This window comes from Nocardia sp. NPDC059154, assembly GCF_042755705.1.
Lineage (GTDB): Bacteria > Actinomycetota > Actinomycetes > Mycobacteriales > Mycobacteriaceae > Nocardia.
The window spans coordinates 1-12,366 of the sequence record NZ_JBHZCS010000055.1 but is presented as its reverse complement, the minus strand read 5'-3'; the positions used below and the strand labels follow the sequence as shown (position 1 = coordinate 12,366).

General features: G+C 59.2%; 9 protein-coding genes. 8 read left to right on the top strand and 1 reads right to left on the bottom strand.

All coding sequences use genetic code 11. The annotated features are described in order from the left end of the window. The first annotated feature begins 71 nt into the window (after window positions 1–71). Window positions 72–1,301, top strand: coding sequence for a cytochrome P450 (locus ACFXN1_RS36155; RefSeq protein ID WP_379463794.1), 1,230 nt, complete (start codon window positions 72–74; stop codon window positions 1,299–1,301). A 330-nt stretch (window positions 1,302–1,631) separates the two neighbouring features. Here the strand turns inward: ACFXN1_RS36155 and ACFXN1_RS36150 are convergent, their stop codons facing one another. Then, window positions 1,632–2,537, bottom strand: a complete 906-nt coding sequence (locus ACFXN1_RS36150; RefSeq protein WP_379446462.1) for a LysR family transcriptional regulator — start codon at window positions 2,535–2,537, stop codon at window positions 1,632–1,634. Window positions 2,538–2,622: 85 nt separating this feature from the next. Here ACFXN1_RS36150 and ACFXN1_RS36145 point away from each other — a divergent pair, with 85 nt between their 5' ends. From ACFXN1_RS36145 to ACFXN1_RS36115, 7 genes are all read left to right on the top strand, one after another. Continuing rightward, window positions 2,623–3,801 carry an acyl-CoA dehydrogenase family protein gene (locus ACFXN1_RS36145; protein ID WP_379446463.1) on the top strand — a complete coding sequence of 393 codons (1,179 nt, stop codon included), beginning with the start codon at window positions 2,623–2,625 and terminating at the stop codon, window positions 3,799–3,801. Beyond that, window positions 3,798–5,015 (top strand): CaiB/BaiF CoA transferase family protein, encoded by a 1,218-nt coding sequence (locus tag ACFXN1_RS36140; RefSeq protein ID WP_379446464.1) that lies wholly within the window; start codon window positions 3,798–3,800, stop codon window positions 5,013–5,015. The genes ACFXN1_RS36145 and ACFXN1_RS36140 overlap by 4 nt, the downstream gene beginning before the upstream one ends. A 300-nt stretch (window positions 5,016–5,315) precedes the next feature. Then, window positions 5,316–6,494 (top strand): M24 family metallopeptidase, encoded by a 1,179-nt coding sequence (locus tag ACFXN1_RS36135; protein WP_379446465.1) that lies wholly within the window; start codon window positions 5,316–5,318, stop codon window positions 6,492–6,494. A gap of 305 nt (window positions 6,495–6,799) precedes the next feature. Continuing rightward, window positions 6,800–8,023 (top strand): cytochrome P450, encoded by a 1,224-nt coding sequence (locus ACFXN1_RS36130; protein WP_379463793.1) that lies wholly within the window; start codon window positions 6,800–6,802, stop codon window positions 8,021–8,023. A 481-nt stretch (window positions 8,024–8,504) separates the two neighbouring features. Continuing rightward, window positions 8,505–8,837 carry a YciI family protein gene (locus ACFXN1_RS36125; RefSeq protein WP_379463792.1) on the top strand — a complete coding sequence of 111 codons (333 nt, stop codon included), beginning with the start codon at window positions 8,505–8,507 and terminating at the stop codon, window positions 8,835–8,837. A 756-nt stretch (window positions 8,838–9,593) separates the two neighbouring features. Next, a complete protein-coding gene (locus ACFXN1_RS36120) occupies window positions 9,594–10,562 on the top strand; it encodes a threonine/serine dehydratase (protein ID WP_379444863.1) in 969 nt (322 codons plus the stop codon). Between the two features lie 122 nt (window positions 10,563–10,684). After that, complete coding sequence (locus ACFXN1_RS36115) at window positions 10,685–11,365, top strand: GntR family transcriptional regulator (protein ID WP_379444862.1); 681 nt, start codon at window positions 10,685–10,687, stop codon at window positions 11,363–11,365. Window positions 11,366–12,366 lie beyond the last annotated feature (1,001 nt).

Here is a 12,366-nt window from a genome sequence, read left to right as displayed (position 1 = left end):
CTAACTGATTGCAGTTTAAATAAGCGTCGCCCGGTACGGGCTCGTTCTCGGAGTACAGGAGGAATTTCACTGTGAGTATCGCCAACCTATCGCCGTTGTCCGCGCAATGGTCGATGCTCTCGCTAGCGGATAACGATCCGTTCCCGGCCTATGAGGTTCTGCGAGAGAGGGGACCTGTCATTTGGGACCCAGGAATGAACTGCTGGCTCGTATTGAGCCATGAACTCTGCAAAGAAGTCGAATCGGACGAGGGCACATATCGAATCGTCGTCGCGGACGCACCTCCTCTGTCGTTCGAAGTGAAGGGCGGCAAGACGGCGCTCAGCTCACTACTCGGAGACGACCATACCCGGATGCGTCGACTCTACCAGAAGATTCTGGGCCCTTCGCAGATGCCGAAGTATCGTGAAGAGCACGTTGTCCCCGTAATTAATGACGCCATCGATCGTTTTGCCGACGCTGGAAAGGCCGAACTAGTTAGTCAATTCTCGGAAGTGGTGCCGCCTCGAATTATGGCATCCATGTTCGGGCTGCCCTGGCAGGATGACGGTCTACTCGCCCAGATGGAACAGTGGCATCGAGACATCGTAACGTGGATCGGATTGGGATACCCGGAGGAGGGCGGCGAAGCCACGCGGAAAGCGAAGCTGGCATCTGACGAACTGAATGATCTTTTCAAACCTCTGGTTCTTGCGCGTAGGGATCTGCGCGGTGACGACGTAATCAGCCAGGTATGGACACATGCGCCGGAGTATTACGGTCCGGTTGGCGTCGACGAGGTGATGACGATCGTACGGGATATCGAGCTCGCTGCCGGCGAAACTACCACGAACGCCATCGCGAATCTGTTCTATCTGTTCTTGACCAACCCGGAGATCCGTGACGCCGCGTCAAGTGACCATGAAGCCGGTCTCAATCGATGTGTCGAAGAGACACTACGATTCCTAGGATCGGCCCAATGGCGGTACAGGGTCGCTAATCGGGACCTGACGCTCGGCGGTGCCGCGGTGAAGAAGAATGACAAGCTGTGCCTTGTGCACGCGGCCGCTAATCGAGATCCGGAACACTACGCTTGCCCACATTCGATTAATTTGGAAAGAAAGTCTCCCGCGGACCATCTCGCCTTCAACGTCGGCCCGCGAGTTTGCCTGGGCATGTGGCTCGCTCGGCTCAAGATGCGAGAGTCCATGAAGGCAATCATGAGCCGTCTTCCGGAGGTGCGTCTTGACCCTGAGAAGGAGGCGCCACACTTCCGCGCATTCAGTCATCGCTCCTATGGGCCCTTGCACGTCGTCTTTTAGAAGTGTCAAGGACGCGGCTGCAGTCTGCGGCTAAATGGGCTAGGGGAGCGGGTTCCGTTGCGGGAGTTGGGTGTTCCCCGACCAGCCGGGTCACCGCGGTAGTAACCGAGATGATCGGTGATCTCGCCGTCGAAAGGCGGATTCGGTGACCAGCTTGGTCAACTGCCCCAGCAGCCCGCCCTCGCCTGTCAGCTGCAGCCCGCTCGCGCGAGCCTGGGCCATGAGCCGGCCCCACCAACTCGGCGCCCACCGCGGTCTTCGGTTTCCTGGTTCCGGGCCACCGGAGGCTGCCTCCGGTGGCCTCAATACCGACGAGAGCACGTGGCACGCTCAAAGCTGGTGGACGAAGACCGGGTCCAGGGCCGTGACCTCGAGTAGGACCGCACGTAGAGCCGGGCTGGTGTCGTCGGCGCGCCAAGCGGCTCGCAGATCTACGTCGGGAGCCGCATCCGCCAGCGGCAGGAAGATGACGTGCGGGTCGTTGACGTTGTGGGCCACCGATGCAAGCGTGAGGTGGCAGCCGACCTCGGCGCTCACCAGCGCCAATGCGGTCTGGGTGTCGGGTGCCACTTGTACGATGTCGGCGACGAAACCGTGGTCCTTGGCCAGTCGCCGCAATCGATCCGGCAACACAGCTCCCTCGTGCCTGGTCAGCGACACGAACGCCTCGTCGACGAACTGCACGATCGAGACCTCTCGGGCACCGGCCAGTGGATGGGTGTCGGCCACGGCGATCACCAGCGAATCCGGCATGACGACATGTGCGGAGATTCCAGGCGGAATGATATCCCAGCGCCCCAGCGCGAGGTCGGTCTCGCCGTCGATCAGCTTCTTCATAGCGGGCTGGGCGAAATTCTGACTGGACAGTTCCAGTTCAATGCCGGGCCGTCGAGATCGGACTTCGCGCGCCAACCGCGCGAGTAAGCGGTGGGTCGACACTCCGGCAAAGGCGATGCGCACTACTCCGGCGTCGCCGTTGTCGGCGGAGCGCACGGAGGCCTGGGCGCGGCGTACTGCACCGAGAACTTCCTTCGCGGGACCTACCAACGCCTTACCACTCTCGGTCAGTTTCACCGAACGGGTATTGCGGTCGAACAGTGTGCTGCCGAGGTCTCGCTCGAGCTGTTTGATCGTGCGACTGAGAGGAGGCTGGGCGATATGCAAGCGCTCTGCAGCGCGTCCGAAATGCAGTTCTTCCGCGACGGCGAGGAACGCCCGGAGCTGTTCGATCTCCATGTCGACGATTATTGCACTTTTGGTATTGCACATCTACCGATTAAGTATTGGACCGATCGTAAAGGGCTGGGTGATAGTAGTTCGCATGAACACGCTGAATCCGGAGGTGCCTGATGACGTCTTCGAGGACGTCCGTCGACAGGTGAGCCATTTCGTGCGCGCCAGCGTGGTGCCGCGCGAACCGGAGATCATGGAAACCGATTCGATCCCCGCCGACCTGCGGGCTCGAGCCGCTGATATGGGGTTGTTCGGATATGCGTTGCCCCAGCAATGGGGCGGACTGGGACTGAACCTGATCCAGGACGTCGAGATCGCGATGGAGCTGGGATACAGCTCGCTGGCCTTCCGGTCGATGTTCGGCACCAACAACGGGATTGCGGGGCAAGTGCTGGTCGGCTTCGGTACCGATGAGCAGCGCGCCCGCTGGCTGCCCGGGATGGCCTCGGGAGACATTACGGCGTCATTCGCGCTGACCGAACCGGGTGCCGGGTCGAACCCCGCTGGTTTACGCACGACCGCGCGGGCGGATGGCGGTGCCTGGGTAATCGACGGCAGTAAATGCTTTATCACCAACGCCCCCATCGCGGACCTTTTCCTTGTGTTCGCCCGTATTCATCCGGCATCCAAGTCCGGGAACGGCATCGCTGTCTTTCTCGTTCCCGCCGATGCATCCGGGGTTCGAGTTGGCGGCAAGGACGCCAAGATGGGGCAGCAGGGCGCAGGCACCGCCGATGTCACATTCAGCGGTGTCCGCGTGGGCGCCGACGGTTTGGTGGGCGCCGATGCAGAGGTCGGCTACCGGGCGGCGATGACCTCCCTGGCGCGGGGGCGGGTACACATCGCGGCCCTGGCGGTCGGACAAGCTCAGCGCGCGCTGGATGAATCGGTCGCCTACGCCGCCACCGCGACTCAGGGTGGCGTCGCGATCGGTGAATTCCAGTTGGTCCAGGCGATGCTGGCCGACCAGTACACCGGGGTCGCCGCCGGCCGCGCGATGGTGCGCGACGCCGCGCGGGCCTGGGTTACCGGTGCCGATCGGCGGATCGCACCGTCGGCTGCCAAGCTTTTCTGCACGGAGATGGTGGGAAGAGTGGCCGACCTCGCCGTGCAGGTCCATGGCGGATCGGGTTACATGCGCGAGGTAGCGGTCGAGCGTATCTACCGCGACGTCCGTCTGCTCCGGCTCTACGAGGGCACCAGTGAGATTCAGCGTCTGATCATCGGTGGGGGACTGGTACGGGCCGAACAGCGGAGGGCGGCATGATCCGCCCACTTGAGGGATACACCGTGGTCGCCATCGAGCAGGCGGTCGCCGCCCCCTTGGCGACCCGCAACCTTGCCGATCTGGGAGCCCGTGTCATCAAGGTGGAGAACCCCAGCGGTGGCGATCTTGCTCGCGGATACGACCACATCGTGGAGGGTACCGCCGCGCATTTCGTGTGGCTCAACCGCGGCAAGGAGTCGATCGCCCTCGACTTGAAGACGCCCGAAGGACACAAGGTGATCCGGAATCTGATCGCCGCAGCCGATGTCTTCGTCCAGAACCTGGCGCCGGGTGCCGCGGAACGGCTCGGTTTGGGTGCACAGGAACTGCGGCGGGACAAGCCCGAGTTGGTGGTGGTGAATCTGTCCGGTTTCGGTGACAGGGGGCCGATGTCGCAACACAAGTCCTACGACCTGCTGATACAGGCCGAGTCGGGTCTGATCTCGATCACCGGAACCCCGGAGACGCCCGTGAAAACCGGCATCCCCACCGCTGACATCGCCTCCGGCATGTATTGCGCCCAAGGTGTTTTGGCGGCCTTGCTACGCCGCTCCCGGACTGGCGAGGGCGCCACCATCGATGTGTCGATGCTCGAATCCACTGTCGAATGGATGGGGCACGCCATGTACACGCAGATGTACACCGGAAATCAGCCGCCGCGAATGGGGTTGGGGCATATCGCGATTGCACCATATGACGCCTACCCAACGCGCGACGGGCAGATCCTCATCGGCGTCCAGACCGACGGCGCGTGGCGGTCTCTTGTCACCGACGTGTTCGACAGTCCCGAACTAGCCGACGACCCGCGTTTCGCTGAGAACGTCGCCCGAGTCCGGCACCGTCTCGAATGCGATGCTCTGGTCGCCGCGCGAACCAGCGGATGGGCGACCGCCGATCTAGATGAGGCATTACGCCGGGCAGGAGTGCCCTCTGCGCAGATCAAGCAGGTGGCGCAGATGGTCGATCACCCCCAGCTGGCCGCACGCGATCGCTGGCGCAAGGTCGGCACTGAACGCGCTGCTGTGCCCGCGCTTCTTCCTCCAGTTACCTTCTCCGACGTCGAGGCTGCCATGGGAGATGTTCCCGCGCTCGGCGGTCACACTCGCGAGTTGTTGATCGAATCAGGTCTAACACCCGAAGCAGCCGATGGGCTCATCGCGCGGGGAGCGGCTGCGCAGTCTCAGTCACATCCGGTCCGGCGAGTGCACCGGTGAGTCGAACAACTCCTCGGCTATGCATCCGAAAAGGACTCTCAATGATCGTGTCAAGCCGCAGCGGCGACTGGGCCGGAGTATCGGAGGGTTGCCTTGCGAGTGCAAGTCTTCGCACTGGACCGGTACCAGTATGGAACTGATGGGTGCAATTTTAGTCATGGAGCCCGAAGCAAACGGTACTTAAGCTTGGCCAACACGAGGCGAACGGGGATCACATATAAGTGGAACTATAGAAGCGATCACGTCCTAATTCTTGCAGCTCAAGATGAACTTATATAACGACTACCAACGGAGCATAGCATGTCGGCAACTAATCCTGTTTGGCCAAGTGAGTCTACAATCAACGCGCGGATTGATCGCCTGAAGGAGAACATGGCGCAAGCGCAGCTAGATGGACTGATCCTTACCTCTCAGCAGAACATCGAGTATTACACGGGTTTTAGGACGCTTCTCTGGTCGGGAAGCACGCGTCCGATGCTCGCAGTCGTGCGGCCCGACGCGCCAGGGATTGCGCTAGTGATTAGCCAGATTGAAGGCCACAATGAGTACTGCGGCCGCAACGCCAATGTTCATCCAGTTTTCTATAATGGGTTTGTCAATGTAGCTATGGAAAGCACGGCAGCTTGCCTCGATAGCCTGCCGAGCGGCTCCGTTGTCGGATTCGACTACGGCCTAAACATGTTCGGACGTGGCTCGATTGCCTTGACCGACCTTCTTCGAGCTGAACCCAAGAACTTCCGGCTTACGGACGCCGACGATGTAATTTGGAGTCAGCGTGTCATTAAGAGCGAGCATGAGTTCGAGGCGAAGCGAATCGTTTGCAAGATTGCCACGGACACCTATTATGCGGGCCTGGGGGACCTGCGCCTCGGAATGACCGAGTACGAGTACGGTCAGATCCTTAAGCAGCGCCTTATCGCTCTCGGCGCTGATACGGTCGACTGGCTTCCGGTCCGATTTCAGCAGGAAGTCAAGAGTCCCACTCAGCCGAATGGTGACAGCAAACTAGAGGTGGACGATTTCATCTGGGTTGACTTCGGCGCTCGCCGCGGCGACTCAATCAGTGATCTGAACCGGGTTGCCAAGGTTGGTAAGGCCACCTCCGAACAGGAGCGGTTGTATCAGTTCGTTCGAGAGGTAACTCTCCGCGTGGCCGAAGGGATTCGTCCTGGAATGACTGGCGGTGACGTGTTCTCAATGTTCCAAGATACCTGGACTGCGCGAAACGTTGCGGCTGACGGGTTGACGCCCGGTGCGGGCCGCGTAGGACACGGCTCAGGAGTCGGGATTACCGAGCCTCCGTCGTTGGCGCCCGGGTCTACGGAAACTATTCTGGAGGACATGATCCTCCACGTTGAGCCCAAGCTTGTGGCTGCCGGTGGCGTTTTCGAGTTGGAGGAAGTAATCAGAGTCAGGTCAAACGGTGTGGAATTCCTGACCGAGGTGTCGCCCGAGAAACTGCCCATTGTGGATCTCTGATATATTGCGTCGGCTTGAGGCTGGATTTTCTTGGCCAGCAAGGTCGCGCAATGTTCAAGGTAGGAGTGGTGAGCCGAGCGTGCCGTCCAGACAATGAAAAGAATCCCAGTTCGGGGCGCGTTCGGCTCGTCCGCTTGTTACACCTGCTTGTTCCGGGAATTCGGGCACGCAGTGATTGAAAACTCCCATGGGAACCCGCCAGCGGTCGATAAAGCCGATGCACTCACGGTTCCAACTGATTGCAGTTCAGTAAAGCGTCGCCCGGCACGGCGCTCATTCTTGGACCAAAGACAAGGATTTACACCATGAGTACCGCCAAGCTTTCACCGTTGTCCGCGCAATGGTCGATGCTCTCGCTAGCGGATATCGATCCGTTCCCGGCCTACGAGATTCTGCGAGAGAGGGGCCCTGTCATTTGGGACCCTGGAATGAACTGCTGGCTCGTGTTGAGCTATGAGCTCTGCAAAGAAGTCGAATCAGACGAAGGTACATATCGAATCGTCGTGGCGGACGCGCCTCCTCTGTCGTTCGAAATTAAGGGCGGGAAGACGGCGGTTAGCTCACTGCTCGGAGACGACCATACCCGTATGCGTCGACTCTACCTGAACCTCCTGGGCCCCTCGATGATGCCGAAGTACCGTGATGAGCATGTTCTCCCCGTAATCAATGATGCCATCGACCGGTTCGCTGACGCGGGAAGGGCCGAACTTTCTAGTCAATTCTCGGAAGTGGTGCCGGCTCGAATTATGGCATCTATGTTCGGGCTGCCTTGGAAGGATGATGGACTTCTCGCTGACATTGAGAAATGGCATGGCGATATTGTAACCTGGGTTGGAATGGGCTACTCGGGCGAGGAAGTCACTCGGAAAGCGAAGCTGGCTTCTGACAAGCTGAACGAAGTTTTCAGACCTCTAGTTCTCGCGCGTAGGGATGAGCGCGGTGACGACATAATCAGCCAGATCTGGACCCAAGCACCGGAATACTACGGGCCGGTTAGCGTCGATGATGTTTTGGCGATTGTGCGAGGTATCGAGATCGCCGCCGGGGAAACTACTACGAACGCCATCGCGAATCTGTTCTATCTGTTCTTGACCAACCCGGAGATCCGTGACGCCGCGTCAAGTGACCATGAAGCCGGTCTCAATCGATGTGTCGAAGAGACACTACGATCCCTAGGGTCTGTCCAGTGGAGGTACAGGGTCGCTAATCGGGACTTGACGCTCGGGGGTGCCGCGGTGAAGCAAAATGACACGCTGTGCCTTGTGAACGCTGCCGCTAATCGGGATCCGGAGCACTACGCTTGCCCGCATTCGATTGATTTGGAGAGAAAGTCTCCGGCCGACCATCTCGCCTTCAACGTCGGCCCGCGAGTTTGCCTGGGCATGTGGCTCGCTCGGCTCATGATGCGAGAGTCCATGAAGGCAATTATGAACCGTGTTCCGGAGGTGCGCCTCGACCCCGAGGAGGAGGCGCCGCACTTCCGCGCACTTAGTCATCGCTCCTATGGGCCCTTGCACGTCGTTTTCTAGTGATTTTTAGCGACGAAGGTGCATGCCTGCTGTCAGATGGTACCGAGCCGGACCTGGCATCCCACTTGGCAATGCGTGTAGTCGGTCCGCAGTGTAGGACTCTTGCTTGAGTAGCCAGGCCGCCAGGTCGCGGCAGACGCTGGCTGGTTACGTCCAAGCAATGAAGTAAACACTGCCGTCCCAATCCCGGTGGGTTCGGATCAGTGCAATATTAGACGATACGCGCCTCGGTTTCCTGGAACTAACGGACAAGTTGGATGTGACAGCGGCGCAAGATACATCGGAGGGCGGAGGATGGAGGACAACCATTTATGACCAGATCGCTGTTGGCGGTTTGAACTCTGCCTCGGAACTGCCACCTCGACCAGGCGATACTGGTGTCAAGACGATGAATGGATTGCGCGATGCCGCTGACGCAGCAGGTCGGCGAAGTGGAATCCGGCGACGGTGCTCGGTTGCGCACTCAGCGTCGGCGTCGGCTATGGCACCGACCAGTTTCGACTATTCACCCAACAATGAAAGAGAGAACATGCCCCTTTTCGTCGTGGAGTACACTTATTCGGCCGAGACCGTCTCGGCGCGAGATACGCACCGTGCTGAGCATCGCGAGTGGCTCAAAGGCCTTGTCGAGAACGGTACGATCGTTGCATCAGGACCGTTCGCCGACAAAACCGGAGCATTCATCGTTATCGTCGCGACCGACGCTGCGACAGCGTACGAGCTTTTCGCTCAAGATCCCTTCGCTCGTCTCAATCTGTTGGAATCAACGCGAATTGTCGAATGGGCTCCTGTCATGGGGCCTCTCCGCGGCTGACAGCCGCTGTTTTGACCGCTGCCGGGGGCTTCATACACGGTCTCTGCGGAGCTCTGCGGCGCGCCAGCCACGAAGATAGTGTTCGCCATGAGGGCTGCAGCCACCGTCCGAGAAAGGGGGCTGCGGAACCTGCATGCGCTTGCCAAGAACACGAGAGCGAATCCAGGAGATTTGCATCCGGTATTCGTGCGTCCTGGTGTTCACAGAAGCGCGGCTGCAACGAGTCGCGGAGCAACCTGCATGAATCGCCAATGAGTGGCGCCGGGACTGATGAGCGGACCATCTACGCCGGCGCCACCGAACGGCGCCCAGCGAACCGTCAACCGGGTCGCACCTCTTCCGTACTGACCGGTCCACCGATTTGGTCGACTTACCGACCTGGTCGCCTCCAGGCCCTTGGCCCTCGGGGCAACACTCAGTCCTACTCGCGGTTGTATATTCTACTCACGCTGGCCTCCCGCTTAAGCCGGTCGGCCGAATCGGAGGGATTCTCTCCGAAAAGTCTCCGCATGTGTGGCCTGCCCTTTCTCGACACTCTGATACATGCTTGCGGCGGACGCTACCGCCGAACCACGGGGGACATACCTGTTTCTGCCCTACCTCCGGGCAGGCGAAGAGGCTGTGGCGCCGATCGGGATGGCGCGGCATGCTCACAGCGGCTGTTAGTTGACTGTGCTTGAGATCGTCTAGCGGTGATGAGAGTCTGCGCAGCTTGTACCCCTTCCGTCCTGTCTGTCTATCGTATACGATAGACAGATGGTTTCAGAACTTAGCGTTGCCAACATCGAAGAAGCGTCGCTGTCGATAAGCCCGAGGTTTACCGATACTCCGCAGTTTGAAGATCCTGGGCTATCCGATCACTTCGGCACTCCAGTGGTCGTCAAGGTCGAGTGCATGAACCTACTTCGCTCATTCAAGGGGCGGGGTGCGGACTACTGCATGAGTAAGGTGGAGAAGGGGCGACCTGTGATCACGGCGTCTGCGGGAAACTTCGGACAAGCCATCGCGTGGGCGGGTGCAACCCGGGCTTTGGACGTCCGCGTTTTTGCTGCGCGAACAGCCAACAAGCGAAAAGTAGACAGGATGCGCGCCCTCGGTGCGGAAGTCACCCTGGTTGGAGACGATTTCGATAGCGCCAAGGCCGCCGCGCGTGACTTCGCTGCTAGCCATCCTGACGGATTGTTTGTAGAGGATGGTCGGGAGCCCGCGATCAGCGAGGGCGCGGGAACGATCGGGCTCGAACTAGCCCATGAAGACCTCGATACACTCCTGGTCCCTCTGGGAAATGGGGCTCTGGTGACTGGCGTCGGCACATGGATGAAAGTTCGCTCTCCTCAGACCCGGATTATCGGTGTCGTCGCGGAGGCAGCACCGTCGATGCTCCTTAGCTGGCAGCGAAAGGCTGAGGTACCTGCGCAGGCCGCGACGATTGCAGACGGCATCGCAATCCGGATCCCGGTGCCAGCGGCACTGAGTTGGATGGAAGCGACCGTCGACGACGTCGTGAGTGTCTCCGAGACCAGCATCTACAACGCAATGGTGCTTGTTCGCGACACGCTCGGCCTTACCCTGGAGCCGGCCGCAGCCGTGGGTGTTGCGGCCCTGATCGAAGACCCCGGACTCTGTCGAGGTCGCGTGGGGACGATCCTAACAGGAAGCAACATTTCCGACGAGCTAGCTCGAGCCCTGCATGGCGGAGAATTGGTGACCGAGGCCCTCGCCTGAACAGGCGCCGGCATCGGAACTGGGGATTGATGCCGCTTCCGGGGCGTGAGATCCACTGGAATATGATGGACGACTCGTGCAGAACTCGCTTCGGCATTCACTGCTGGCCTGGAGGTAACGAATTGAATATCGCGTCTGTGGACCCGATTCCACGTGGTGAACCGCTCAGGGAGTCGGTCTACCGACGGATCGCCTTGGGCATCGCCGAAGGGGCCTTCACCCCCGGCGAGGCTATAACCGAAGCATCTATTAGCGAAGCCTTCGGTGTCTCCAGGACTCCCACCCGTGAAGCGCTGCTACGTTTGGAATCCGAGGGAGTCCTTGTATCGAAACTAGCGAGAGGGTTTACTGTCCGCCCCCTCAGCGCCGACGAGGCGGAAGAGATTTATCCGATCCATGCAGCATTAGAAAGTCTCGCGGTTCGATCATCGAAACCCCTTGGCTCCGACGCTTATGTCGAACTCGGGAAGGTTCTCGACGAGCTTGAGCAATGCACAGAGGCGGTCGAAAGATGGAGGCTTGATAGCGCCTGGCACAGTGCTCTTGTCCAGGCCTCGAACAACTCACGTCTGATCTCAATGTTGGGGCAGTCCCGCATGCGCATCTCCCGGTACGAATTAACTTACATGCGAGAGGTTCTCGCGCGGGAGAGTGCAGATCGTCAGCACAGGCAGATATTGGCTGCCGTTCAAGAGTCGGATCTCAAGTCAGCATCTTCGCTAATTGAAAAACATTGGATAGACGGCAAGAAAGCCACCGTTGAGTGGCTTAACTCTATCCGTTCTTCCGTGGCAAAGAAGTGACTTTAGATATCTTGACTCATATTCCATATATTGTTGGCCGTGCCCTGGAGCCGTAATAGACGAGTGCCCGTACAGTAGTCCCTGAGTCGACGGCTCATGATCTGCCGATCAGTCGGGCTAGATGCGTCAGGGGATCTGTCGAATATTTTAATAAGCTTGGCATCATAACGTTACTGACGGAATGGTGTAGCTTGGTGACGCTAAAACGCACAGATCCATCTCGCGGGTCCTACCAGATCTTAGCCAAGGATGAAGCCTCACCTCTGTGACTGTTTATACGTGAGCTATTGTTATGCCGGTACAGCGGTAGTGGCTCTCGAATTGGCTCTGGCAGTCGCGAGGTTTGGTGGTTCACGACGATTGAAATTATTGTAGCAGAGGAGTGTGCAGAGGGGCGGTCCTAAGGTGATCTTGGAACTTACTTGTAGCTGCTCGTAGCGGAGAATTCCCATTAAGTTGATCATATTCAGCAGTTCGGAACGAACTTAGTACTGTGCGTAGAAGAGGTGAAGAAAGTAAAGTTGGAACTTGAGAAGTGCCGGTGGTGTGGAAAACGGATGGAGTACGTCGCTGAGCAACAGCGGCATCTTTGCGCCCACAGTGGCGGGAACAGCCTCAGCAGTCGTATGACACCGGCCGATTGGAATGCGGTGTCCGGCTGGCTCGACCCCCGGCGCCATCACACGCCAGGGAATGTTGGCTCAGAATAGATGCAAAGCGTGGGAGCTTCCGGCGATCTCGACTGGTAGCAGCGAGGCCATGTTGGGCGCGTGCGGTCTGTCGATCGTTCAACTTGGGCATGAGCTACTACGGTCGCTGCGCCAGAAATCGAACGAGGCCTCTCGTCTGCACAGGCACGCGCACCACAACTACTCGCGCTCCTTGGCTTCTGGTAAGGAAGCTGAACTAAGGGATGTCCCGTAAGTCGTTGAGCGGCAACGGGTATCGTTTCTCGGGTGGTGATCTCGGCGACAGATCCGGTGATGGTGGAGTTGTTCTCT

Coding starts and splice junctions, on each gene's coding strand:
- ACFXN1_RS36130 (WP_379463793.1), top strand. CDS start 6,800: ATGAGTACCGCCAAGCTTTCACCGTTGTCCGCGCAATGGTCGATGCTC.
- ACFXN1_RS36145 (WP_379446463.1), top strand. CDS start 2,623: ATGAACACGCTGAATCCGGAGGTGCCTGATGACGTCTTCGAGGACGTC.
- ACFXN1_RS36140 (WP_379446464.1), top strand. CDS start 3,798: ATGATCCGCCCACTTGAGGGATACACCGTGGTCGCCATCGAGCAGGCG.
- ACFXN1_RS36135 (WP_379446465.1), top strand. CDS start 5,316: ATGTCGGCAACTAATCCTGTTTGGCCAAGTGAGTCTACAATCAACGCG.
- ACFXN1_RS36125 (WP_379463792.1), top strand. CDS start 8,505: ATGGCACCGACCAGTTTCGACTATTCACCCAACAATGAAAGAGAGAAC.
- ACFXN1_RS36150 (WP_379446462.1), bottom strand. CDS start 2,537: ATGGAGATCGAACAGCTCCGGGCGTTCCTCGCCGTCGCGGAAGAACTG.
- ACFXN1_RS36120 (WP_379444863.1), top strand. CDS start 9,594: ATGGTTTCAGAACTTAGCGTTGCCAACATCGAAGAAGCGTCGCTGTCG.